23 protein-coding genes are annotated in these 24,656 nt (G+C 61.7%); 12 read left to right on the forward strand and 11 right to left on the reverse strand.

The window, feature by feature from the left end; translation table 11 throughout:
- Positions 1-6 precede the first annotated feature (6 nt).
- The gene (locus GDV60_RS12500) at positions 7-384 is read left to right on the forward strand and encodes a response regulator (RefSeq protein ID WP_029290496.1); all 378 of its coding nucleotides are present in this window, start codon (positions 7-9) and stop codon (positions 382-384) included.
- A 57-nt stretch (positions 385-441) separates the two neighbouring features.
- Here GDV60_RS12500 and GDV60_RS12505 read toward each other — a convergent pair whose 3' ends face one another.
- From GDV60_RS12505 to GDV60_RS12520, 4 genes are all read right to left on the reverse strand, one after another.
- On the reverse strand, positions 442-2,115 hold the full coding sequence (locus GDV60_RS12505; RefSeq protein WP_256679376.1) for a response regulator: 1,674 nt from the start codon (positions 2,113-2,115) through the stop codon (positions 442-444).
- A complete protein-coding gene (locus GDV60_RS12510) occupies positions 2,112-3,614 on the reverse strand; it encodes an ATPase domain-containing protein (RefSeq protein ID WP_104912256.1) in 1,503 nt (500 codons plus the stop codon). The genes GDV60_RS12505 and GDV60_RS12510 overlap by 4 nt, the downstream gene beginning before the upstream one ends.
- Positions 3,615-3,747: 133 nt before the next feature.
- Positions 3,748-4,806 carry a tetratricopeptide repeat protein gene (locus tag GDV60_RS12515; RefSeq protein ID WP_029290502.1) on the reverse strand — a complete coding sequence of 353 codons (1,059 nt, stop codon included), beginning with the start codon at positions 4,804-4,806 and terminating at the stop codon, positions 3,748-3,750.
- A 75-nt stretch (positions 4,807-4,881) separates the two neighbouring features.
- Positions 4,882-5,775 (reverse strand): bestrophin family protein, encoded by an 894-nt coding sequence (locus GDV60_RS12520; RefSeq protein ID WP_133714407.1) that lies wholly within the window; start codon positions 5,773-5,775, stop codon positions 4,882-4,884.
- 415 nt (positions 5,776-6,190) lie between these two features.
- On the opposite strand from GDV60_RS12520, the gene GDV60_RS12525 reads away from it, so the two are divergent.
- From GDV60_RS12525 to GDV60_RS12550, 6 genes are all read left to right on the forward strand, one after another.
- Positions 6,191-7,843: an AMP-binding protein gene (locus GDV60_RS12525; RefSeq protein ID WP_070996347.1), complete on the forward strand. Its 1,653-nt coding sequence runs from the start codon at positions 6,191-6,193 to the stop codon at positions 7,841-7,843.
- 21 nt (positions 7,844-7,864) lie between these two features.
- A complete protein-coding gene (locus tag GDV60_RS12530; RefSeq protein WP_029290508.1) occupies positions 7,865-8,632 on the forward strand; it encodes an SDR family NAD(P)-dependent oxidoreductase in 768 nt (255 codons plus the stop codon).
- Positions 8,633-8,644: 12 nt separating this feature from the next.
- A complete protein-coding gene (locus GDV60_RS12535) occupies positions 8,645-9,838 on the forward strand; it encodes an acetyl-CoA C-acyltransferase (RefSeq protein WP_159907401.1) in 1,194 nt (397 codons plus the stop codon).
- A 9-nt stretch (positions 9,839-9,847) separates the two neighbouring features.
- Positions 9,848-10,975: an acyl-CoA dehydrogenase gene (locus GDV60_RS12540; protein ID WP_092236434.1), complete on the forward strand. Its 1,128-nt coding sequence runs from the start codon at positions 9,848-9,850 to the stop codon at positions 10,973-10,975.
- A 14-nt stretch (positions 10,976-10,989) separates the two neighbouring features.
- Positions 10,990-11,763, forward strand: coding sequence for an enoyl-CoA hydratase (locus tag GDV60_RS12545; RefSeq protein WP_029290513.1), 774 nt, complete (start codon positions 10,990-10,992; stop codon positions 11,761-11,763).
- A 289-nt stretch (positions 11,764-12,052) separates the two neighbouring features.
- Positions 12,053-12,247, forward strand: coding sequence for a hypothetical protein (locus GDV60_RS12550; protein ID WP_029290515.1), 195 nt, complete (start codon positions 12,053-12,055; stop codon positions 12,245-12,247).
- On the opposite strand, the gene GDV60_RS12555 is transcribed toward GDV60_RS12550, so the two are convergent.
- On the reverse strand, positions 12,237-12,629 hold the full coding sequence (locus GDV60_RS12555; RefSeq protein WP_029290517.1) for a fe2+ zn2+ uptake regulation protein: 393 nt from the start codon (positions 12,627-12,629) through the stop codon (positions 12,237-12,239). The two genes, GDV60_RS12550 and GDV60_RS12555, sit on opposite strands and share 11 nt — an antisense overlap.
- A 252-nt stretch (positions 12,630-12,881) precedes the next feature.
- On the opposite strand from GDV60_RS12555, the gene GDV60_RS12560 reads away from it, so the two are divergent.
- Positions 12,882-15,188 carry an acylase gene (locus GDV60_RS12560; protein WP_159907403.1) on the forward strand — a complete coding sequence of 769 codons (2,307 nt, stop codon included), beginning with the start codon at positions 12,882-12,884 and terminating at the stop codon, positions 15,186-15,188.
- A gap of 37 nt (positions 15,189-15,225) precedes the next feature.
- Here the strand turns inward: GDV60_RS12560 and GDV60_RS12565 are convergent, their stop codons facing one another.
- The 3 genes from GDV60_RS12565 to GDV60_RS12575 form a co-directional block, all read right to left on the reverse strand.
- Complete coding sequence (locus tag GDV60_RS12565; RefSeq protein ID WP_070996260.1) at positions 15,226-15,753, reverse strand: AAA family ATPase; 528 nt, start codon at positions 15,751-15,753, stop codon at positions 15,226-15,228.
- Positions 15,750-16,313 carry a nicotinamide riboside transporter PnuC gene (gene pnuC / locus GDV60_RS12570; protein ID WP_029290523.1) on the reverse strand — a complete coding sequence of 188 codons (564 nt, stop codon included), beginning with the start codon at positions 16,311-16,313 and terminating at the stop codon, positions 15,750-15,752. The genes GDV60_RS12565 and pnuC overlap by 4 nt, the downstream gene beginning before the upstream one ends.
- Before the next feature lie 379 nt (positions 16,314-16,692).
- On the reverse strand, positions 16,693-18,327 hold the full coding sequence (locus tag GDV60_RS12575) for a methyl-accepting chemotaxis protein (RefSeq protein WP_029290525.1): 1,635 nt from the start codon (positions 18,325-18,327) through the stop codon (positions 16,693-16,695).
- A 250-nt stretch (positions 18,328-18,577) separates the two neighbouring features.
- On the opposite strand from GDV60_RS12575, the gene GDV60_RS12580 reads away from it, so the two are divergent.
- Both GDV60_RS12580 and GDV60_RS12585 read left to right on the forward strand, forming a co-directional pair.
- Positions 18,578-19,408 carry an undecaprenyl-diphosphate phosphatase gene (locus GDV60_RS12580; RefSeq protein WP_029290527.1) on the forward strand — a complete coding sequence of 277 codons (831 nt, stop codon included), beginning with the start codon at positions 18,578-18,580 and terminating at the stop codon, positions 19,406-19,408.
- The gene (locus GDV60_RS12585; protein WP_154905836.1) at positions 19,408-19,791 is read left to right on the forward strand and encodes a DUF1294 domain-containing protein; all 384 of its coding nucleotides are present in this window, start codon (positions 19,408-19,410) and stop codon (positions 19,789-19,791) included. The genes GDV60_RS12580 and GDV60_RS12585 overlap by 1 nt, the downstream gene beginning before the upstream one ends.
- 315 nt (positions 19,792-20,106) lie before the next feature.
- Here GDV60_RS12585 and GDV60_RS12590 read toward each other — a convergent pair whose 3' ends face one another.
- Together GDV60_RS12590 and GDV60_RS12595 are read right to left on the reverse strand one after the other, a co-directional pair.
- Positions 20,107-20,454 (reverse strand): MmcQ/YjbR family DNA-binding protein, encoded by a 348-nt coding sequence (locus GDV60_RS12590; protein WP_032866318.1) that lies wholly within the window; start codon positions 20,452-20,454, stop codon positions 20,107-20,109.
- Between the two features lie 11 nt (positions 20,455-20,465).
- Positions 20,466-21,374, reverse strand: a complete 909-nt coding sequence (locus GDV60_RS12595; protein ID WP_029290534.1) for a LysR substrate-binding domain-containing protein — start codon at positions 21,372-21,374, stop codon at positions 20,466-20,468.
- Between the two features lie 126 nt (positions 21,375-21,500).
- Here GDV60_RS12595 and GDV60_RS12600 point away from each other — a divergent pair, with 126 nt between their 5' ends.
- Positions 21,501-22,112, forward strand: a complete 612-nt coding sequence (locus GDV60_RS12600; RefSeq protein ID WP_159907405.1) for an FMN-dependent NADH-azoreductase — start codon at positions 21,501-21,503, stop codon at positions 22,110-22,112.
- A gap of 201 nt (positions 22,113-22,313) precedes the next feature.
- The gene (locus GDV60_RS12605) at positions 22,314-23,351 is read left to right on the forward strand and encodes a dienelactone hydrolase (protein WP_159907407.1); all 1,038 of its coding nucleotides are present in this window, start codon (positions 22,314-22,316) and stop codon (positions 23,349-23,351) included.
- On the opposite strand, the gene GDV60_RS12610 is transcribed toward GDV60_RS12605, so the two are convergent.
- A complete protein-coding gene (locus GDV60_RS12610; RefSeq protein ID WP_029290538.1) occupies positions 23,345-24,517 on the reverse strand; it encodes an MFS transporter in 1,173 nt (390 codons plus the stop codon). The genes GDV60_RS12605 and GDV60_RS12610 overlap by 7 nt on opposite strands.
- Positions 24,518-24,656: the final 139 nt, after the last annotated feature.

The raw sequence follows: 24,656 nt of genomic DNA on the forward strand, positions 1-24,656 counted from the left end.
CTTCCCATGAGTGAAGATGCACAAGATGTCGTACTGATCGTTGAAGACGACGAATCAATTATGTTTGTGCTGGGTGAATACCTGGCAGGCCTGGGGTATCGGGTTTTAAAGGCGATAGATGGCGAACAGGCCTTCGAAATCCTTGCCAGCAAACCCCACCTGGACCTGATGGTCACCGATTACCGGCTGCCTGGGGGCATTTCCGGGGTGCAAATCGCCGAGCCCGCGATCAAGTTGCGACCGGAACTCAAGGTGATCTTCATCAGTGGCTATCCCCAGGAAATTCTCGACTGCAACAGCCCGATCACGCGCAATGCGCCGATCCTGGCCAAACCGTTCGATCTGGATACGTTGCACGAACATATCCAGCGTTTGTTGGCCTGAAAGGGGTTACAGAGTCGAAACCTGACACTTCGTTATGTGTGTACCGAGCCCGCGCAGTCAGGTGGCGCGAATCATCTCCCGCACCGTCTGCGTCAATAATTCAAAGGTGAACGGCTTGGTAATCATCTGCATACCCGGGTCGAGAAACCCGCCGCGTACCGCGGCATGTTCGGCATAGCCGGTGATAAACAGAACTTTGAGCCCTGGCCGCAGTTGGCGGCCAATTTCCGCTAATTGCCGACCGTTCATACCGGGCAGTCCAACGTCACTGATCAACAGATCAATCCGCTGCTCAGACTCGATGATCGGCAACGCGCTGTTGGCATCACCCGCTTCGACAAAGGCATAGCCCAATTCGCTCAATACCGCGCTGACCAGCACCCGCACGGCCGGATCGTCCTCGACAATCAATACGGTTTCGCCGGCGTTGGCAAATGGCAGCTGCGGCGGGTTGAGGGGTTCCTCAGCGATTATTTCACCCGCAAAGCGTGGCAGGAACAGGCTGACCGTGGTGCCCTGGCCAACCACGCTGTGAATGGTCACATGGCCGTGGGATTGGCGGGCGAAGCCATAGATCATCGACAGGCCCAGCCCCGTACCCTGGCCGATGGGTTTGGTGGTGAAGAAAGGGTCGAAGGCGCGGCTGACAACCGTGTCGGGCATGCCGCAACCGGTGTCGCTGACGCTCAACTCGACATAGTCGCCAGGATCGAGTGTGCCGTAGGCTGCGGTGAATACGCTGTCGAGATGGCGGTTGCTGGTTTCCACCACCAACTGCCCGCCGTTGGGCATGGCGTCGCGTGCATTGAGCGCCAGGTTGAGCAGGGCACTTTCCAACTGATTGGGGTCGGCTTCGGCGATCCACAGTTTTTCCTCAACCCGAACATCCAGGGCGATGCTCTCGTTGAGACTGCGCCGTAGCAACTCGCTCATGGACGTCACCAGGTGGTTGATCTCCACTGGTTTGGAGTCCAGCGACTGGCGACGGGAAAACGCCAGCAGGCGGTGGGTCAGGCCGGCGGCGCGGTTGGCCGAGGTGACACCCAGGTCGATCAGGCTGTCGAGGTCTTCGGTGCGGCCCCGGGCAACCCGCCTTCGCAGTAACTCCAGGCTGCCGATGATCCCGGTGAGCATGTTGTTGAAGTCGTGGGCGATACCTCCCGTCAACTGACCGACGGCTTCCATTTTCTGCGCCTGGCGCAGTGCTTCTTCGTTGGCGCGCAACTGCGCCGTACGTTCCTCGACCTGTTGCTCCAGGGTTTCCAGGGTGCTTTGCAGGCGCTGTTCACTTTGGCTGAGGTCGATCATTCGGTCGCGGGCCTCGTACTGGCGCCGGCGGCCGCGCAAGGCAGTGGTGACCAGGCTGATCAAGGTGACCGGGTGGAACGGGCGCTCCAGCAAGGTGATGTTGCCTAGCAGTGCGCTCAGGTGTGAGGACGCGTTCTGTTCGCTACCGCCGTGGTGGGTGAGCAGCACGATCGGCAAGTCGGACCAGGCGGGCTGCTGTTGCAGGTAGGTCAGCAACGGTTCGAGATCGGCGCCGCGCAAGGCTTCTGCAGCAATAATCAGCAGGCCGGCACCGTCCTCCAGGGCCTCGCACAGCAAAGGCAGGCTGCTCGCAGTCACGGCGCCAAATCCCGCCTCGTTGAGCATCATTGTTGCCAGCGAGCTGTCGCGCCCCAGGGGCGCCAGAATAATTGCACGCTCGAATGTCTCGGCCCGCGCCGTCACGAACTCTCATCCTTGAGCAGCGGCTTGCCGGCACCCATGTACGTGGGCACGCCGCGCAACACGCCCTGGAACGCCTCGAGGGGTTCGCCGATGGTCATCCCGGTGCCGCTGATGCGGTACTCACGGATGGTCGACTCATGCCTGCCGGTGCGTTTCTTGATGATCGAAATGGCGCGGCGCACCTTGCCCAAGGCTTCGAAGTAACGCAGCAGAATAACTGTGTCGGCCAGGTAGGTAATGTCCACTGGCGCCTGCATGTCACCCACCAGGCCGTGTTGGGCTACGGTCATAAAGGTCGCCGCGCCGCGTCGGTTGAGGTACAGCAACAGTTCGTGCATGTGCAGCACCAGGGCGTTTTCTTCGGGCATCGCCGCCTGATAGCCGTTGATACTGTCGATGACCACGGTCTTGATCTGGCGTTCGTCGACGCAGCGCCGTACGCGATGGGAGAACTCTCCGGGCGACAGTTCGGCGGCGTCCACCTGTTCGATCAGCAGGTTGCCGGTGGCTTGCAGCGCCTCCAGGTCGATCCCCATGTTTTTCATGCGCTCAAACAATAGGCCCAGCTCTTCATCGAAGATAAACAGTGCGGCCTTTTCCCCGCGGGCCACCGCCGAGGCAGCAAAAATCATCGAAATCAACGATTTGCCCGTACCGGCAGGGCCAAGGATCAGCGTGCTGGAGCCGGTCTCGATACCGCCGCCGAGCAGGGCATCCATCTCGCTTATGCCACTGGTCAAGGTCTGGCGGTTGTAGCCGCCGCGATGCTCGGCGGCCACCAGGCGGGGGAATACATGCACACCGTCGCCCATGATGGTGAAGTCGTGAAAACCGCCCCGGTATTTCTGCCCGCGGTACTTCACCACGCGCACCCGGCGACGTTCGGCGCCGTAGTTGGGGGTCAGTTCTTCCAGGCGAATCACCCCGTGGGCCACGCTGTGTACGGTTTTGTCCAGGGCTTCGGTGGTCAGGTCATCGAGCAGCAAGACCGTGGCTTCATAGCGCACAAAGTAATGTTTGATGGCCAGGATCTGGCGGCGGTAACGCAACGAGCTTTGCGCCAGCAGACGGATTTCCGAAAGGCTGTCGAGCACCACACGGGTCGGCTTGACGCGCTCCACGGCTTCGAAAATCTGCCGGGTGGCTTCGCCCAGCTCCAGGTCCGAGGAGTACAGCAGGCTTTGCTGATGTTCGGCGTTCAGCAGGCTTTCGGGGGGTGTCAGTTCAAAAATATGGATGTTGTCGTCCAAGTCCCAGCCATGGGATGCAGCGCCCTGGCGTAATTCGCGCTCGGTTTCAGACAGGGTGATATACAGCGAGCGTTCGCCATTTTTTGCCCCCGCCTGAAGGAAATGCAGGGCCACCGTAGTCTTGCCCGTACCTGGCTCGCCTTCGAGCAGGAACAGGTGGCTGCGTGACAGGCCACCGTCAAGAATGTCATCAAGACCTTCGATACCGGTCGCCGCCTTTGCTGTGAACAGCTCTTTGGATGTAGACAAGAAGTGCCCTCGGATCACTTATCAAGTAGAGGGCGCGTGCCTGAGCAAACGCGCCATATTTACTTGACCGTGGTGCCGATTGGCGGTTCAACGTTTTGTTAAATATGTCGGGTGCCGGCAACGGGCACCGTCCTCACAGGCCCTGTTGCAGGGCTGGATCATCAGGGTTTTGCTGCTCCAGCTGCGCCAGCAGTACTTGAACGTTCTGCAGTTGGCCGCTTTCTTTCCAATAGTTGACCAGCAATACCCGAGCCTTGCGGTTGGCCGGGTGGCGCTGGATGATTTCTTCCAGCTGGCGCTGCGCGGCCTCCAGTTCGTCCTGGTCGTGCAGGGTGGTTGCCAGGTCGTAGCGGTAATCCTGATTGTCTGGCTCAAGCTCCACCGCCTTGGACAGCCCGAGCAGGGCGTACGCGCGTTCACCATGGTGCAGCAACCACATGCCCAGGGCGTGCTGCAGGTAGGCCGAATCGGGATGAGCCTGCAACTGCGTGGCCAGAACCTGGCGGGAATCATCGACCTTGCCCTGTTTATCCAGCAGTTCGATGCGTGCAACCACCGCCGGCAGGTTATCCGGGTCCAGGCGCAATGCCTGTTCCAGGGCATGTTGCGCTTCGGGCAGCAGGGCGCTGTGGATGTACAGGCGTGCCAGCTGAATCCAGCCTTCGGCGCTTTCGGGCTGGGCCTTGAGGTACTTTGCATACTCATCCAGCACTTGCTGCAAGGGGCCGAAATACAGACCCAGGGTGTCGGGTGACAGGCCCAGCAAGGCGTTGGCAGCGGCAAACCGCACGCTTTGTTGTTCATCCTCGAGCAACGGCCCGAGCAACAGGGTGCGCTGCCCGCTGGGCACCAGGCCGACGATGCTGGCAATGGCTGCCTGGCGCACCAGGGGGGATTCGTGGCTCAGGTCCTTGTCCGCCAGTTTCAATGCCTGGGGGCTTGGATAGTTGTGCAATTCGTTGTGCAGGGCGGCGCGGCGCACGTCCGACAGATCTGGCCGGCCCAATTGCTGATACAGCACCCGTGCGGCGCCGGGTTCGCCGTTATGCGCCTGTTTCAGGGCCTTGGAGTATCCGTGGGCAATGGCCGGCGGTACGGACACGCTGGGCGTGCGGGTGAAATACCAGAACAGCAGTGCGACAAACAACAGGGCGCTCAGGCCGATGATCGAGTAACGGCGTGACTTTGACATGCAGGCGTCCGAAAGCTGGGCAGCTAGTGCAAAGTGGTCAGCTTCGGTCAGACACCGACGAGTGTCAAACCTGGCTCACGTCAGCACATAGTCCACGGGCTCCAAGGGCGGCGGTAGGGTGGTTTCGCCCAGGGCGGCGAGGATCTCGCGTTCCAGGGTGCGCACGATGGCATTGCACGGCAGGTCGTTCTCGTCGAAGCCGAAGGGGTCCTCCAGATCGTCACCGATTTCGTCCAGGCCAAAGAAGGTGTAGCTGACGATGGCGGTGAAAATCGGCGTCAGCCAGCCCAGGGGCTCGGCCATGGCAAATGGTAGCAGGATGCAGAACAGATAGATGGTGCGGTGCAGCAGCAGGGTGTAGGGGAAGGGCAGCGGCGTGCTTTTGATCCGTTCGCAAGCGGCCTGTACCTGACTGAGCCCCACCAGGCGGGTTTCCAGTTGGGTGTAGCGCCAATCGCTGATCCGTCCCTGTTGCGCGGCGTCCGAGCATTGGGCACCGAGGGTTTGCAGGATGCGATCAGGCAGGTTCGGGTGGTGGGACTCCACGCTGCTCCAAGGCTTTATGGCATGGGCCTCGTCTTCCAGGCGCAGGCGCGCGACCAGGCCGTGGGCAAAGCCGCACAGGCCGCGCAACAGGCTTTCGCGCTCGCCAGGCCGGGTAAAAACCTGGCTTTCGCGGATCAGCGAGCGGATCTCAATGACCATCTGCCCCAATTGCTTGCGGCCCTCCCACCAGCGGTCGTAGCAGGCGTTGTTGCGAAAGCTCATGAAGATCGACAGCGACAGCCCCAGCAGGGTGAACGGGGTCGCGTTGACCTTGGAAAAATAGGCTGGGTGCAGGGTTTCCACCAGTACGATCACCGAGGCCAGCAGCGTGACCAGCAGGCTGCGCAGGGCAATACGTTTGGCAATCGAACCCTTGAGGGAGAACAGGATGCCGAACAGGTTGGGTTTGGGGCGGACAATCATCGAGGGCTTCTTCGGTGGCGCAGGCCCTCAGATTAGAAGCTGGCGGGCAGGGCGTCCAATCGCTTGCGTTGACTGGCCGATTGTCGGGCTCTATGGGCATGGCATCTAAACAACTGAATACCCCCTGTGGCGAGCGGGCTTGCCCGCGCTGGGCTGCGAAGCAGCCCCAATAAGCCGAATGCGGTGTATCAGATTCTCCGTAGCGGCTGGTTTTGGGGCTGCTCCGCAGCCCAGCGCGGGCAAGCCCGCTCGCCACAGACGGCAGCTCAACACGTCGTATCATTGGCCAAACCAGTCAGCCACATTGAAAGCTTTGACCATTGTCCGTGCGCCGCTCTGGCGCCACTATTTGCGCAGCGTCACCCCGCAAAAGCACGCCCCCCAAAAACAACAAAAGACACAGGGATTTGCCACGATGCGCGATTATTTGGCTGCGACTACCGAGTTCAACTACCAGCAAACCGTCGAGGCCGCACTGGCCGGCCACTTGCAAGGGCTCAATGCCTGCGTTGAATGCTGCGACCGGCATGCACTGCCGGGGCGGATTGCCTTGTTCTGGGAGGGCAAGGATGGCCGCAGCGCCACCTCGACCTTCATTGAATTGCAGGATCAGGCGGCGCGTTTCGCCAATTTTCTCCTGGCCCAGGGCGTCAAGCGTGGCGACAAGGTCGCTGGCCTGCTGCCGCGCACCGCCGAACTGCTGGTGACGGTGCTGGCCACCTGGCGCATCGGTGCGGTCTATCAACCCTTGTTCACCGCGTTCGGCCCCAAGGCCATCGAACACCGCCTGAACAGCTCCGGCGCGGCGCTGGTGGTGACCGACGCGGTCAACCGCAGCAAACTGGCGGAAGTTGCCGATTGCCCGACCATCGTCACGGTGGCCGGCGCCAAGGGCGAAGGCATTGTGCGCGGTGATTTCAGCTTCTGGGCCGAGTTGCCCAACTATTCCAATGTCTGCGAACCGGTATTGCTGGGCGCCGATGATCCGTTCCTGCTGATGTTCACCTCTGGCACCACCGGCCCGTCAAAGGCCCTGGCCGTACCGCTCAAGGCGCTGGTCGCGTTCCAGAGCTACACCCGCGATGCCGTGGACCTGCGCCCTGAAGATGCGTTCTGGAACGTCGCCGATCCGGGCTGGGCCTACGGTATCTACTTTGGCGTGACCGGACCGTTGTCCATGGGCCATCCGATCACCTTCTACGATGGCCCGTTCACCCTGGAAAGCACCTGCCGGGTCATCAATAAGTACGGGATCACCAACCTCACGGGTTCGCCTACGGCCTACCGCCTGCTGATTGCCGGTGGCGAGCAGTTCGCGCGCTCGATCAAGGGCCGGCTGCGCATCGTCAGCAGCGCCGGCGAGCCGCTCAACCCGGAAGTGATCCGTTGGTTCGCCGACAACCTGGGTGTGACTATCCACGACCACTACGGCCAGACCGAGCTAGGCATGGTGCTGTGCAATCACCATGGCCTGGAGCACCCGGTGCATGTCGGGTCTGCTGGTTTTGCCTCGCCGGGGCACCGCATCGTGGTGCTGGATGACAACCACCAGGAATTGCCCGCCGGCCAGCCCGGCATCCTCGCTATCGACCGCGAGCAGTCGCCGATGTGCTGGTTCGCCGGCTACGACGGGGTCAAGACCAAGGCTTTCGTCGGCAAGTATTACTTGAGCGGCGACACCGTGGAGCTCAATCCCGATGGCAGCATCAGTTTTGTCGGGCGCAGTGATGATGTGATCACCACATCCGGCTACCGCGTGGGGCCATTCGACGTGGAAAGCGCCTTGGTCGAGCACCCTGCCGTGATCGAAGCCGCCGTGGTCGGCAAACCGGACGCGGAGCGCACCGAGCTGGTCAAGGCCTTTGTGGTGATCAACAGCCAGTACCGCGCCGATGCCGCGCTGGCCGAGGAGCTGCGCCAGCACGTGCGCAAGCGCTTGGCGGCCCACGCCTACCCACGGGAAATCGAATTTGTCAGCGACTTGCCCAAGACCCCGAGCGGCAAGCTGCAACGGTTTATTTTGCGTAACCAGGAAATCGCCAAGGTCCAGGCAGCGACCACGGCTTGATCCCTCTTCAAGGAAACAATGATGCAGATCGAGAACAAGGTATTTATGGTCAGCGGCGGCGCTTCGGGGCTCGGCGCGGCCACCGCCGAAATGTTGGTGGCGGCGGGTGCCAAGGTGATGCTGGTGGACCTGAATGCCGATGCCGTGGCGGCCCAGGCGGTTAAGTTGGGCGCACAGGCGCGCAGTGTGGTGGCGGATATCAGCCAGGAAGCGGCTGCCGAAGCGGCAGTACAGGCGACCGTCGCGGCATTTGGCGCCCTGCATGGGCTGGTCAACTGCGCAGGCGTGGTGCGTGGCGAGAAAATCCTCGGCAAGAACGGGCCCCATGCCTTGGCAAGCTTTGCCCAGGTGATCAACGTCAACCTGATCGGCAGCTTCAACCTGCTGCGCCTGGCGGCGGCCGCTATCGCGGAATCCGAGGCCGATGCCGACGGTGAGCGTGGCGTGATCATCAACACCGCGTCAGTGGCCGCTTTTGACGGCCAGGTCGGCCAGGCCGCCTACGCGGCATCCAAGGGCGCGATTGCCAGCCTGACCCTGCCGGCTGCGCGCGAGCTGGCGCGCTTCGGTATCCGCGTGATGACCATCGCCCCAGGCATCTTTGAAACACCGATGATGGCCGGCATGACCCCGCAAGTACGCGACTCCCTGGCGGCCGGCGTGCCGTTCCCGCCACGCCTGGGCAAGCCGGTCGAGTACGCTGCGCTGGCGCGGCATATCATTGAAAACAGCATGCTCAATGGCGAGGTGATCCGTCTTGACGGCGCCTTGCGCATGGCGGCCAAGTAAGGAGGTTTTTGCATGACTCAGCTCCACGATCCGATTGTTATTGTCAGCGCCGTACGCACGCCCATGGGCGGGTTCCAGGGCGACCTCAAGGGTTTGACCGCGCCGCAATTGGGCGCCGCCGCGATTCGTGCCGCCGTCGAGCGAGCAGGTATCGCCCACGACGCAGTAGACGAAGTGTTGTTCGGTTGCGTACTGCCCGCAGGTCTCGGCCAGGCCCCGGCACGCCAGGCCGCCCTGGGCGCTGGCCTGGACAAGTCGACGCGTTGCACCACGCTCAACAAGATGTGTGGCTCGGGCATGGAAGCGGCCATTCTGGCCCATGACTCGCTGCTGGCCGGTAGCGCGCAGGTGGTGATCGCCGGGGGCATGGAGAGCATGTCCAACGCCCCGTACCTGCTGGATCGGGCGCGTAGCGGCTACCGCATGGGCCATGGCCGAGTGCTTGACCATATGTTCCTCGATGGCCTGGAAGACGCCTATGACAAGGGCCGCCTCATGGGCACTTTTGCCGAGGACTGCGCCGAAGCCAACGGTTTTACTCGTGAGGCCCAGGATGCCTTTGCCATCGCCTCGCTGACCCGTGCCCAGCAGGCAATCACTGCCGGTAGCTTCAGTGCCGAGATCGTCCCGGTGCAGGTCACCGTGGGCAAGGAACAAAAGACCATCACTGACGACGAGCAGCCGCCCAAGGCGCGCCTGGACAAGATCGCCACCTTGAAGCCGGCGTTTCGCGAAGGCGGCACGGTGACTGCGGCCAACTCCAGTTCAATTTCCGACGGTGCGGCGGCCTTGCTGATGATGCGCCAGAGCGAAGCGCAAAAACGCGGGCTCAAGCCCCTGGCAGTGATCCATGGTCATGCCGCGTTTGCCGATGAGCCGGGCCTGTTCCCGGTGGCGCCGGTGGGGGCTATCCGCAAGTTGCTGAGCAAGACCGGCTGGAATCTGGGGGATGTGGATCTGTTCGAGATCAACGAAGCCTTTGCGGTGGTCAGCCTGGTGACCATGAGCAAGCTGGAAATTCCCCACGACAAGGTCAACGTCCACGGCGGCGCGTGCGCCCTGGGGCACCCGATTGGCGCATCTGGTGCGCGCATCCTTGTGACCCTGCTTTCGGCCCTGCGCCAGAAAGGGCTCAAGCGTGGTGTCGCGGCCATCTGCATCGGTGGCGGTGAAGCCACGGCCATGGCCGTCGAGTGCCTGGATTAAGGAATCTATATGTTGCCCAACGACGAACAACTGCAAATCAGCGAAGCAGCCCGGCAATTTGCCCAGGAGCGGCTCAAGCCGTTCGCTGCCGAGTGGGACCGCGAGCATCGCTTCCCCAAGGAAGCCATCGGCGAAATGGCCGAGCTGGGCTTTTTCGGCATGCTGGTGCCCGAGCAATGGGGCGGTTGCGACACCGGTTACCTGGCCTACGCCATGGCCCTGGAAGAAGTCGCGGCCGGGGATGGGGCCTGCTCGACCATCATGAGCGTGCACAACTCGGTGGGTTGCGTGCCCATCCTCAAGTTCGGCAATGATCAGCAGAAAGAACAGTTCCTCAAGCCCCTGGCCAGCGGCGCGATGCTCGGCGCGTTTGCCCTGACCGAGCCCCAGGCCGGTTCCGATGCCAGCAGCCTCAAAACCCGTGCCCGCCTTGAAGGCGATCACTATGTACTCAATGGCTGCAAGCAGTTCATCACCTCAGGGCAGAACGCCGGGGTGGTGATTGTCTTTGCCGTGACTGACCCGGCGGCCGGCAAGCGTGGGATCAGCGCGTTTATTGTGCCCACGGATTCGCCCGGCTATAAGGTGGCGCGGGTCGAGGACAAACTCGGCCAGCATGCGTCCGATACCTGCCAGATTCTGTTTGAGGATGTGCGGGTACCTGTGGCTAACCGCCTGGGCGAGGAGGGTGAAGGTTATCGGATTGCCCTGGCCAACCTGGAAGGTGGCCGCGTGGGAATTGCCTCGCAATCGGTGGGGATGGCCCGGGCTGCGTTTGAAGCCGCGCGGGACTACGCACGCGAGCGCGAGAGTTTTGGCAAGGCCCTGATCGAACATCAGGCCGTGGCGTTTCGCCTGGCCGACATGGCCACCCAGATCGCCGTGGCCCGGCAGATGGTGCATTACGCCGCCGCCCTGCGCGACAGTGGCAAACCTGCGCTGGTGGAGGCGTCCATGGCCAAGCTGTTCGCTTCGGAAATGGCCGAGAAAGTCTGTTCTGCCGCCTTGCAAACCCTGGGCGGATACGGTTACCTGAGCGACTTCCCGCTGGAGCGGATCTACCGTGATGTGCGGGTCTGCCAGATTTATGAAGGCACCAGTGATATTCAGCGCATGGTCATTTCGCGCAATCTTTGAAGAGGTACGGATCGATGAGTTACCAAACCATTTTGCTTGAAGTCCAAGGCCGCGTCGGGCTGATTACCCTCAATCGCCCCGAGGCGCTGAACGCCTTGAACGCGCAACTGGTCAGCGAAGTGAATCAGGCCCTCGACAGCCTGGAAGCCAATCCCGAGATCGGCTGCATTGTGTTGACCGGCTCGAAAAAAGCCTTTGCCGCCGGTGCCGATATCAAGGAAATGGCCGAGCTGACCTACCCGCAGATCTACCTCGACGACTTGTTCAGCGACAGCGACCGTGTAGCCAACCGCCGTAAGCCGATCATTGCCGCGGTCAACGGTTTTGCCCTGGGCGGCGGTTGCGAGCTGGCGTTGATGTGCGACTTCATCCTGGCCGGCGACAACGCCAAGTTTGGCCAGCCGGAAGTCAACCTTGGCGTGCTGCCGGGCATGGGCGGCACCCAGCGCCTGACCCGTGCGGTAGGCAAGGCCAAGGCCATGGAAATGTGCCTGACCGGGCGTTTTATCGATGCGGTGGAAGCAGAACGTTGCGGCATCGTTGCGCGCATCGTGCCGTCGGACGAACTGCTGGCAGAGGCGCTCAAGGTGGCGGCGCTGATCGCCAGCAAATCGGTGCCCATCAGCATGATGGTCAAGGAAAGCGTCAACCGCGCCTTTGAAGTCAGCCTGTCGGAAGGCGTGCGCTTTGAACGCCGGGTATTCCACGCAGCCTTTGCCACTCAGGACCAGAAGGAAGGCATGGCGGCGTTCGTGGCCAAGCGCGCTCCCGAATTCAAGGACAAGTAAAGCAACAGGCCCGCTCATGGGCCTGGCCGACCAAAGCAATCCACTTCTCGCCACCGCGGGTGGCCTTGATGGTTTGTGCCGCGTAATAGTTCAATCGTGCCAGGCGCTCTTTTACCTCTGCCAAATCCAGGGTTTGGCTAGAGGTAACGGGTGCCTGCTGAATCGGGCAGAAGACAAGCCAAAGCGACTCATCGTCTGTAATATGAGGTCCCGTTTCAGCCGACCCATCGCAGTCAGCCCGGCTGGCGTTACAGCGCGGATACAATTTTTCAGGTTTCAGGAACCCGTCATGACCCAGAAGCAACGCTTGATTTACTCGATTCTGATTTCCCTGGTCGTCCTCGGCACGATGTTTGGCCTGTCCTATCTGCAGAACACCGGCGCCATCAGTGAGAAGACGTTCCAGTACATCGCCATTGCTGTGGCGGTGATCGTGGTAGTGATCAACGGCATCATGCGCCGCAAGGTCAAGCCTAACCGTTGAGACCCGCGCCGGCGGCGAGGACTTTGGCAGCCTCTTCATGGAGGCTGTAGCTTTTATCGCTGTTGAGCGTGATCACACCTTCGCTGCACAGGCGCTTGAGCACCTCGCGCACACTCAGAAACGAGAGCGGGATGCCCAGTTCCAGCAAATGACTGTGCACACCCCGAACCCCCAGCGTACGGCCGTTGTCGGCGGCGGTGAGCAGGGCGTCGATTACTTTCAGCCGGATCAGGCTGGTGCGTAGTCCAAAACATTTGAGCAGGTGCCGGATGCGTTGGTTGCCTTGTTGCTCGGGCGCCTTGGCGAAGGCCTGGTTGACCGAGCCAAAAGCGGCGTCGTGGGCCATAGAATGTCCGTCCGTGGGCAGTTGCGGGTTGTACATGCAAAAACTCCTTATCAGAGCCTGATCAGGAAAATGATGGTGCTCATAGTTAGTAAGACGTATGAGGCGCGTAAATCATGAAGTCCAACCTGTATAAATTTTGTCAGTAACACGTCTGTCACATTCCTGGCGCCGGTAAATAAGCCGCGTGCAGCCTAAATTTCTGCGCGTTTCTACGTCTTAATCCATGGGCTGGCTTTGGCGAGTCGGCCCCGCCTTGGGCGTTCAATTTGGCTTGACGATGGGGTCTGCGTGATTATTTCCAACGGGTTGTCCAGGGTTTGCGTGGCAGGTGTGTTGCTGGGGGTAAGCTTGTGTGCGACGGCCCGCCAGGTGAGTGAGGTGCAGGCAGGTGTGATGAGTGCCGATATCCGCCGCACCGGTTTTGGTATCCCGCATATCCGCGCCAGCGATGAGCGCGGCCTGGGCTATGGCATTGGCTATGCCTACGCGCAAGACAACCTGTGCCTGCTGGCCAACGAAGTGGTGACCGTCAACGGTCAGCGTGCCCGCTATTTCGGCGCCGAGCAGGCAACCCTCGAAGAACGCAACAACCTCACCAGTGATGTGTTCTTTACCTGGCTCAATACACCCCAGGACGTGGCGGCCTTCTGGAAGGCGCAGACCCCGCAGGTGCAGCAGCTTCTTGAAGGGTATGTGGCGGGGTACAACCGTTATCTGCAGGAGCGCGGCGCACAGGGCCGACCGATGCAGTGCCAGGGCGCGTGGGTGCGGCCGATCAACACCGCCGACCTGGTCAAGCTGACCCGGCGTCTGCTGGTGGAAGGTGGCGTGGGCCAATTTGCCGAAGCCTTGGTGGGGGCGACACCGCCCCAGCCAGGCGTGGCGGTGCGGCACAGTGCGCGGGCGTTTGAACTCGCCACCTTGAATCAGCAGCGCTTTGCCCTGGATCGCGGCAGCAACGCCGTGGCGGTGGGCGGCGAGCGCTCGTTCAACGGGCGCGGCATGCTGTTGGCCAATCCTCATTTCCCGTGGGTTGGCGGCATGCGCTTTTATCAGATGCACCTGACCATCCCTGGGCAGTTGGATGTGATGGGCGCCGCCTTGCCGGGCCTGCCGGTGGTCAATATTGGCTTCAACCAGCATGTGGCGTGGACTCACACGGTCGATACCTCCAAGCACTTCACGCTGTATCGCTTGACGCTTGATCCGAAAGACGCGACCCGTTACCTGCTGGACGGCAAATCGATCCCAATGCAGAAAACCCAGGTGACGGTGCAGGTCAGGGGCGCCGACGGTAGCCTCAAGGACCAATCCCAAACGGTCTACAGTTCGCAGTTCGGGCCGGTGGTGCAATGGCCGGGCAAGCTCGACTGGAATGGGCAATACGCTTTCAGCCTGCGCGATGCCAACCTGGGCAACGACCGGGTGCTGCACCAGTGGTACGCAATGAACCAAGCCCGCAGCCTCAAGGATTTGCAGGCCTCGGTGCACACCCTGCAGGGCATTCCGTGGGTCAATACGTTGGCGGCCGATGACCAGGGGCAAAGCCTGTACATGAACCTGTCGGTGGTTCCTAACGTCAGTGCGAAAAAACTCGAGCAATGCAGCGATCCACGGGCTGGCCTGGAGTTGATTGTGCTCGACGGCGCCCATAGTGCCTGCGCCTGGGACATTGATCCGCGGGCGGCGCAGCCGGGGATTTTTGCGGCCGACCAACTGCCGCAACTGGCGCGCAAGGACTATGTGCAGCACTCCAACGACTCGGCCTGGATGGCCAACCCCAAGGCGCCGTTGAGCGGTTTTTCGCCGGTGGTCAGCCAGGATCACATTGCCTTGGGCGCACGTTCACGCTTTGCCTTGCAGCGCTTGCAGGACCTGGACAAGCAGCCCATCACCCGCACCGACCTGCAGCATATGGTGCTGGACAACCGGGTGTACCTGGCCGGCCAGGTGATGCCGGACCTGCTCAAGTTCTGCGCGCAACAGCCCGATGCAACCCTGAAAACCCTGTGCACCCGCCTCAAGGACTGGGACCAGAAAGCCAACCTCGATAGCGGCCTGGGCCTGGTGCATTTCATCCACGTAATGGAGCACATGCAGCAAATGCCGGATGTGTGGCGCGTGGCGTTTGACCCGAGCCACCCGCAAACCACACCGCGTGGGCTGGCCATCGAGCGGCCGCCAGTGGTCAAGGCGCTACGCGAGGCGATGCAGGCGTCAGTGGCGCAGGTAAGCGAGTTGGGCTTGAAGGAGGGCGCACGCTGGGGTGATATCCAGGTCTCGGGCAACACCCCGATGCATGGCGGGCCGCAGGCACTTGGTATCTACAACGCCATGCAGAGCGTGCCGAGGGCAGATGGCAAGCGTGAGGTGGTCAGCGGCAGCAGTTACTTGCAGATCGTGACCTTTGACGATCAGGGGCCGAAGGCGGAAGGGGTGTTGGCGTTTTCGTTGTCCAGCGATCCGGCGTCGCCTCACTTCAAGGACCAGACCCAGGCGTTCTCCGCGAAAAAGCTCAGCCCGTTGCCGTTTACCGAACAGCAGATCAAGGCGGATCCGCAGTATCAGGTGCAGTTGATCAGCGAGAAGCGCTAACGCCCTGCAGGAGCCGGCAAGCCGGCTCCTGCAGGGTTTAGTGGTTGCTGAGCAGTTGGGTAACGGCGGCAAACGCCTGGTCATGCCGCGCTTGCCAATCCCCGCCCAGCACCTGGTAAGGCTGGTGATGCTGCTCCAGCCAGTCGCGGCTGGCCTGGAAGAAGGCTTGGCGGTCAGCCAGGTCTGGCTGGCAGCGCTGGCCATCGGCGGTCCAGCCAATGCCTTCGGGCGACAGCAGCAGGTGCAGGTCGTAGTGGCGAGCCAGCAGCGCCTCGTCGAGCCAGGCCGGGGCATCGCCAAATAGGGTCAGGCTCCAGAGCTTGTTGGTCAGCAGGTGGGTATCGAGAATCAACAGTTCGGGCTGGCGGGCGCGGCCGGCATCTTCCCAGGCCAGTTGGCCGCGGGCGATATCCGGGATATCGGCCAGGGTCGTATCGCGCTGATAGTGGTCAATGAAATAGCGCACGTATTCCCCCACCAGCACTGCACCGAAATGCGCCTGCAACTGCTCGGCCAGCCAGCTTTTACCGCTGGACTCGGGGCCTGCCATTACCAGCACCTTCATGTGCGCAACGCCGGGTCGGCGCGCCATTCCCGCCAGCCCTGCACGGCAATCACGGTGAACAGGGCGTAGAGCGCGGCTGTCAGGTAAAGCCCTTTGTAGATAAACAGGCCGACAAAAATCACATCGACCACGATCCACAGCGCCCAGCATTGCACGCGTTTTTGTGCCATCCACATCTGCGCCACCAGGCTGAAGCCAGTCAGCGCGGCATCCAGCCAGGGTTGCGCGGCATCGGTCCAGTGCGCCATGGCCGCGCCCAGCAGCAGGCTGCCCGTTGCGCCAATGGCCAGGCTCAGGAGGATGGACTGGGTGCCCAGGCTGGTGACTTGCCGACCTTGCTTGACCTCGCCCGCGCGGGTCCATTGCCACCAACCATAGACTTGCAGGCCGGCGTAGACCACTTGCAGCAGCATGTCGGAATACAGCTTCACCTCAAAGAACACCCAGGTGTACAGCAGCACCATGACCAGGCCGATCGGCCAGCACCACGGGTTCTGCTTGACCGTCAGCCAGACGGCAATCACCCCCAGCACGGCGGCAAACAGTTCAAGCCCGGACATGGGATTCCTTGGGAGAGTCGAAGAGGAGGGCGATTGTACCCAACCGACGGGGCAAAATCTTGCCGGTTGCACTGCTTATGGTGGCAGCCTCACGACGCACACCGAGGTGGTCGGTTTGGGGCCGCTGCGCAGCCCAACGGGGGCGATACGGCGTTCCGGCAAGCCCCCTCGCCACAGGGGGATTGCCGCAGTCTACAGGCCGCTGACTCTTCCGTGGCGAGCGGGCTTGTCGGAACGCCGCATCGCCCGCGCTGGGTGGCGAAGCCGCCCCAACAGCCTCACCAGGATCCGGCAGGCACACCGAGGTGCCTGGTTTTAGGGCCGCTGCGCAGTCCAACGGGGGACTTGCCGCACCACAGGAACCCCACAGTCCCGCTGTCTAGACCTTGAACTGACGCAACAAGCCGTTGAGTTCTTCGCTCAAATCCTTCAGGTGCACGCTGGCTACGCTCGATTGCTGGGCCGCCAGTGCCGTGCTGTGGGACAGGCCGGCCGCTTGCGTCACGTTCTGGTTGATGTCTTCCACCACGTGGGCCTGTTGCAGGGTTGCGCTGGCAATCGAGGCGTTCAGGCCGTTGAGGTTGCGCAGGGCCTGGCCGATGGCGGTGAGGCTGGCGCCCGCCTGGCCGGCTTGTTCGATGGTCAGTTGCGAGGCCTGGTGGCTGTCGCTGATGACCTTGACCGCCGCTTCGGAATGCCCCTGCAGGCGTTCGATCATGCTCTGGATCTCGGCGGTGGATTTTTGCGTGCGCTGGGCCAGCAGGCGCACTTCGTCGGCCACCACGGCAAAGCCACGGCCCTGTTCGCCGGCGCGGGCTGCCTCGATGGCAGCATTGAGGGCCAGCAGGTTGGTCTGGTCGGCAATCGAACGGATGACCTCCAGCACCCCGCCAATCTGCGTGCTTTCCGAGGACAGGGTACGGATCACTTCCACCGCCTGGCTGATAGTCCCGGACAGCGCATCGATCTGCTGCAGGCTGCCGTCGATGTTCACCTGGCCCTGTTCGGCCTGGGTTTGTGCGTCGCGCATTTCACTGGCGGCGTGTTCGGCATTCTTGGCCACGTCCTGCACGCCGTAGGTCACTTCATTGATGGCGGTGGCCACCAACTCCATTTGCTGGGACTGCTGCTGGCTGCGGTCATGGGCCTGGCTGGCATTGTTGCCCAGCTCGGCGGACGACTGGCCCAGGGCATTGGCGCAGACCTGCAACTGGCTGACCACCTGGCGCAGTTTGGCGGTGAATGTATTGAAGTGCCGGGACAGCTGCGTGACTTCGTCCTGGCCATGGGTGTCGAGGCTGCGGGTCAGGTCGCTTTCGCCGCTGGCGATATTGGCCATGGCGTGTACCGCTTCCTGCAGCGGGCGCACGATGCTGCGGGCGATGAGCACCACCAGCAGGGTCATGATCAGTGCAATGCCCAGGCCGACGAGGGACGCCTGCCACACCTGGCCACGGAACTGCGCTTGCACATCATCCACGTAGACGCCGGAGCCGATGATCCAACCCCAGGGCTCGAACAATTGGATATAGGAGGTCTTGGCCACCGGCGCATCCGCCCCCGGCTTGGGCCAGCGGTAATCGACCATGCCGGCGCCCTTGGCCTTGGCCAGGGTGACAAACTCATTGAAGATCGCAAAGCCGTCCGGGTCGCGGATGGCCGAGAGGTTCTGGCCGTCAAGCTTGGGGTTGGCCGGGTGCATGATCATCACCGGCGTCAGGTCATTGATCCAGAAATAGTCATCCTGGTCATAGCGCAGGCCGCGCACCACGCTCAGGGCTTGCTTCTGCGCGGCTTCGCGGGTCAGCACGCCGGTGGTTTCGAGGCCGTGATAAAAATTCAGAATCCCGCTGGCGGTCTGCACCACATGCTGGGTCTGCTGGCTCTTGGCCTGGTAGAGATCGTCATGGATCTGCTTGAGCATCAGCAAACCCAGGGTCAACAGCATCAACACGGCGACTATCAGGATCATCCAGAGGCGCCGGCTGATCGACATATTGCGCAAACTGTTCATAGTCTTGTCACTCCGCGTTCTTATAATTTTCGGTGCTGCGTTGATCGGCCAGTGATAACGCGAAGCGAAATTCGGGCTTGTCTGATAGGCTTTCGGCCCGGAATCAAAAAACCTGAGTCCTGCCTGATTTTTCACAGAATTTTTGCAGTTCAGCCTTGATCCTGCGCGCGGCCTTGCAGCGTGCTCATCGTTAGTGAACACCTAGAAAATATCAACGAGGCATGCAGTCGCATGACCTTTTGGGGGAATAATGGATCTTTGGACCGCCTTTCAGGCATTGATACTTGGCATTGTCGAAGGGCTGACGGAGTTCTTGCCGATCTCCAGTACCGGGCACCAGATCATCGTCGCCGATTTGCTCGACTTCGGTGGCGAGCGGGCCATGGCGTTCAACATCATCATTCAATTGGGCGCCATCCTGGCCGTAGTCTGGGAGTTCCGGCGCAAGATCCTCGACGTGGTCACCGGCCTGCCGACCCAGCGCAACGCCCAGCGCTTCACGATCAACCTGCTGATCGCTTTCCTGCCGGCGGTGGTGCTGGGGGTGATATTTGCCGACCTGATCCACGAATACCTGTTCAACCCGATCACTGTGGCCACCGCGCTGGTGATCGGCGGGGTGATCATGTTGTGGGCCGAGCGCCGCGAGCATGCGATCCATGCCGAAACCGTCGATGACATCACTTGGAAAGATGCCCTGAAAGTGGGCTTTGCCCAGTGCCTGGCAATGATCCCGGGCACCTCGCGTTCCGGCTCGACCATTATCGGTGGCCTGCTGTTCGGCCTGTCGCGCAAGACGGCGACCGAGTTTTCGTTCTTCCTGGCGATGCCAACCATGGTCGGTGCGGCGGTGTATTCGGGCTACAAGTACCGTGACCTGTTCCAGCCTGCGGACCTGCCGGTGTTTGCCGTCGGTTTCGTGGTCTCGTTCATCTTCGCGATGATTGCGGTGCGCGGCCTGCTCAAGTTCATCGCCAGCCACAGCTATGCAGTGTTTGCCTGGTACCGCATTGCATTCGGTTTGCTGATCCTGGCCACGTGGCAGTTCGGTTGGATTGACTGGGCGGCGGCCAAGGCGTGATGAGCATTCAGCATCTGCGCTTGAAGGCCCTGGTGTTTGTGCTGCTGTGTGCCGTGCCGCTGTTTGGCGCGGCACTGCTGGCGTACCGCGGGGTGTCGCTGATCCCGCTGGCGGCCTACGGGCTGGTCAGCGTGGTGACGTTTTGCTTGTACTGGAGCGACAAGCGCAAGGCCCAGAACGACAGTTGGCGTACCCCGGAAAAGATCCTGCATGCCATGGAACTGGCCGGTGGCTGGCCGGGCGCCTTGGTCGCGCAGCAGGTGTTTCGCCACAAGACACGCAAGGTGTCGTATCAGGTGGTGTTCTGGCTGATCGTGTTGTTGCACCAGGTGTTCTGGATCGATCAGTTGTTTCTTGGCGGGACGCTGCTGTCAGTCTTCTAGATAGCCAACCTTGGAGCTGGCTTGCCTGCGATGGCATCCTGATACACCGAGGTGCCGCCATCGCAGCATAGGTGTCTACACAACTTTCAGAAACTGACGAACTCTCCTGTGGCGAGCGGGCTTGCCCGCGCTGGGCTGCGAAGCAGCCCAAAAAGCCCTCCACGTTTCTTCAGATAAACCGCGATGGCCGGGTTTAGGGCTGCTTCGCAGCCCAGCGCGGGCAAGCCCGCTCGCCACAACTGCGCTATCTGCCTGGATTTAGGCGTTGCGGCAAAGTTGTGTAGATACCTATGGCCATCGCAGGCAAGCCCGCTCCTACACCAGCCTGAGCCCGATCTGCGTGCGCTTGGGCAGTTTGCTCACCACCAACTGGTGGGAGCGCTGCAACAAACCGCGCAGTTCCTCGCCGCCCAGGGGGTAGGGCACTTGCATGATGATCCACTGCGCCCGCGCCAGGTACGGCGCCGGGTGGATGCCCGGGCGGTCCACGTGGCCGAGGAACAGCTCCTTGTCGACCTTGAATGCCAGGGAGTCACCCCGCAGGTTCTGCAGGGCAAACATCTTGTTGCCGGCAATCGAGAACACCCGCACACCGCCCCATTTGTAATCCTCCCGTGCTCCGGGCAAGCCCAGGCAGAACTGGGCGACGTCGTTTTCGCTCATGATGCGGGTACTCATAGCAGGCGATCTCCACAATTGTTGAAAGCATGGGCCAGAAAGTCGATCCAGGCGCGCACCGCCGGGGATACACCGCGTCGATGCGGGTACACCGCTTGCAGCCAACCACCGGGCAATGACCATTCGGGCAGCAATTGCACCAGTTGGCCGGTTTCCAGTTCTTGCTCGCAATACATCATCGGCAGCACGGTGAAACCCAGGCCGGCTAGGGCGCTGGCTTTGCGTACCAGAAAATCATCGATGCCCAGGCGTGCCTCCATGGCCAGGTCGGTGGCGTTGCCGGCCGGGTCGAGCATGCGCAGGTGCACCAGGCGATCGGCTTCCAGGGCGCCCAATACCGGCAGGTGTTTGAGGTCGGCCGGGGTGTTGATCTGGTGGCCACGCACAAACTCGGGGCTGGCAACCATGGCGGTTTGTGCCTGGCGCAGACGGCGGGTCACCAGCAATGGGTCTTCATCCCCCAGTTCACGCACGCGCAAGGCCACGTCTACGCCTTCGGCCACCAGGTCGACGCGGCGATTGATCAGCATCATTTCCAACTGCACCAATGGGTGTGCCGCGAGAAATTGCGCTACTACGGTCGGCAGAATTTCGTGGGCCAGGCCCACCGGGCAACTGACCCGCAGGCGCCCCCGGGGCTCGCTGGACATGTTGGCTACCGCTTCGTCGGCCATTTCGGCTTCCAGCAACATCGCCTGGCAATGCCCCAGGTAGCGCTCACCCACGGCCGTCAGGGTCAGTTGCCGGGTGGTGCGCTGCAACAGGCGGGCGCCGAGGCGTTCTTCCAGTTCGGCAATGCGCCGCGACAGCCGCGACTTGGGGATCCCCAGCAGCCGGCCAGCCGCCGCGAAGCCACCGGCTTCCACCACCTTGGCGAAATAGTAGAGGTCATTGAGGTCTTGCATGTTGGGCCTATTGTCCTGTCAGTGGGACGAACTATCGCATTTTACCTGGCTAATCGGCTATTGGATTGATCTGTAGGATTCTCTCCATCAGATCGCCCAGTGGCGGTCCTCACTTGGAGATCCCACATGAAACTCTTGCATATTGATTCCAGCATCCTCGGTGACAACTCGGTATCCCGTCAGTTGAGCCGCGAAGTGGTCAAGGCCTGGCAAGCGGCCGAGCCAGGTGTGGAAGTCACCTACCGCGACCTGGCCAGTGAAGGCATCAACCACTTTTCCGGGATTACCCTGGGTGCCCTGGGCACTGCCGCCGAACTGCGTGATGCGGTGCAAAAGCACGAAGCCGACCTGAGCGCCTCGACCCTGGCCGAGTTCCTGGCCGCTGACGCGGTGGTCATCGCCGCGCCGATGTATAACTTCACCATCCCCACCCAGCTCAAGGCCTGGATCGACCGCATTGCCGTCGCCGGCCAGACTTTCCGCTACACCGAAGCCGGCCCGGAAGGCCTGTGCGGCAACAAGAAAGTCATCGTGGTTTCTACCGCCGGTGGTTTGCATGTGGGTCAGCCTACCGGCGTGGGGCACGAGGACTACTTGAAAGTACTGTTGGGCTTCTTCGGCATCACCGACATCGAGTTCGTCCGTGCCCATGGCCTGGCCTACGGTGGCGAAGCGCGCAGCAAGGCGCTGAACGACGCCAATGCACTGATCAGCGAGCAGTTGTTCGTCGCTGCGTAAGGCCTGTGTAAATTTCACCGCGGCTCGCTATCAATCTGATTCGAGGCGCCTAAACTCTGTATTCTGTTGGCCTGAAAACCAGCGGGATACGGAGTTTTTTGTTTTGGGCGGGCGAATCTGGCGCAGCTTATGCAGTACAGGGTCAAACCGCCCGAGCCTGAACCGACTCGCAGGCGTCACACAGCACAGGTGGACATCCCCATGATGCGTCTTTGTGCAGTCTTGCTGGTTTCCCTGCTCGGCGGCCTCGTTTCAGTGCACGCCGCGGTGGCCCCGCACCCCCATTGGAGCGTGGGCTATCACCGGATGAGCTTTCCCGACCCGCTGGATGCGCAGCCGATGAAAGCCATCGCGTTCTATCCGTCCACGGGCCGCGAACATATCAGCCAGGTGGGCGCGTATCGCGTCGCCGCCACCGAAGATGCCAAGGTCGCCATTGGTCGCTTCCCGCTGCTGATGCTGTCCCATGGCAACACCGGCACACCCCTAGCCTTGCACGACCTGGCGACGTCGCTGGCGCGCAAAGGGTTTGTGGTGGTGGCGGTGCTACATCCCGGTGATAACTACAAGGACCACAGCCGCTTGGGCACCTTGAGCAACCTGTATGGCCGGCCGATCCAGATTTCTGCAGCGATTACCGCGACCCTTGGCGACCCGATGCTGTCGCCGTTCGTTAATGTGCGGCAAGTGGGCGTAATCGGCTATTCGGCGGGCGGCGAGACGGCGCTGATCCTGGCCGGGGCCAAGCCGGATTTCGAGCGTTTGCGCCGTTATTGCCAGGAACGCCCCGAAGACCGTGATGCCTGTACGACAAAGGGTGAGTTGGTGGTCGACCGCGATGACCTGCAACCCCAGGCGGACTCGCGGATCCACGCATTGATGCTGATGGCGCCGCTGAGCCTTATGTTTGGCCGGCACACCCTGGGTGACGTGCATGTGCCGGTGCTGCTGTATAGCGGCGATGGCGACAAGCTAGTGGCCGTGGATAAAAACGCTGCCGCCCTGGCGCGCAAACTGCCGCAGCCACCGGACTTCAAACTGTTGGCCGGGGCTGGGCACTTTATCTTCATGGCCCCGTGCGATGACGAGCAACTGGCGCTGATGCCGGCGCTGTGTACGGACGCCGATGGCGTGGACCGGGAGGGCATTCACCGTGACCTGATTTCCGAGGCCGGGCGCTTTTTCGGGCGCACCCTCGGCCAGCATTCGCGGGCCGGCATGCAGACCGCCGATCAGTAGGCCCGGCGCATCAGCAGCAAGGTCAGGCCCAGGCCTGTGACGGACAGTAGCGCTGCACAGAAGAATATCCACGAATACCCCAGGTTCAACGCCACTGCGCCCATCAAAGGCCCGGCAATCGCCAGCGCCAAGTCAAAAAATACGGCATAGGCACTCAACCCGGCCCCTCGGCTGCTGTTGGGCACTTGTTTGATGGCCTCGACGCCCAATGCCGGGTACACCAGGGACAGGCCAAAACCAGTGAGGCCGGCGCCGATCAGGGCAATGGCGGGAGAGGGCGCGAGCCACAGCAGGGCCAGGCCGACGGTTTCCAGGGTCATGCAGGCAATTGCCGCACGGAATCCGCCAAAGCGGGTGATGCTGGAGATAAACAGTAGGCGCGAGAGGATAAAGCAGATGCCAAACACCGTCAGGCACCAGGCGGCGCCGATCCAGCCGCGGCTCAGATAAAACAGGGTAATGAAGGTGGTCAGGGTGCCGTAGCCGATCGAGGCCAGGCACAGGCTGGCGCCAAACGGCGCGATGCGTCCGAACACTGCCCAGAACGGCAGGCGTTCGCCGCGTACCACGGGTACCGAGGGCTTTTTGCGGATCAGCACCAGGCCAAGCCCTGCCAGCACCGCCAGCGCGATACCCAGGCTGTTGTAGCCGTATTGCGCAACCATCACCACGCCCAGTGGTGCGCCAATGGCGATGGCACCGTAGGAGGCGATGCCGTTCCAGGAGATCGAGCGTGCGGTGTGTTCGGCGCCCACCTGGCCCATGCACCAACTGATGGTACCGACGCCGATCAGGCCTTGAGCCACGCCCAGCAACACGCGACCGACAATCAGAATTCCCAGGCTCAAGTTGGGCAGGCTCTGCAGCAGGGTAGCGATAAACGTCAACACCCCGCTAAGCAGGATGCCGCTCAAACCGAGCACGATCGCGCGCTTGGTGCCGACGTTGTCCGACATGCGCCCGGCCATGGGACGGCTGAGGAGAGTGGCCAGGTATTGCGAACCGATGGTCACGCCAGCAACCACCGCGCTGAAGCCCAGTTGTTCGTGGACGTAGCCGGGAATCACCGCAATCGGCAGACCGATGCAGATGAAGGCGATAAAGGTATAGAACACGATGGAGACGATCTGCAGGGTGATCGACAGGGAACTGGGAGCGGTAGGCATGGAGGCTCATTCGCGGCAGGGCGGTGAACGCATCATGGCAAGGGCTTGGCGAAAAAGGAAGCAGGCTAACGATTGTCGCCGGCGCCTGGTTTTGATGAGTATGGCTGTGGTTGTGGTTCTGGTTGTGGTTGTGGCGAGC

The sequence above is a fragment of the Pseudomonas sp. DTU12.1 genome (assembly GCF_009873475.1).
Taxonomy (GTDB): domain Bacteria; phylum Pseudomonadota; class Gammaproteobacteria; order Pseudomonadales; family Pseudomonadaceae; genus Aquipseudomonas; species Aquipseudomonas proteolytica.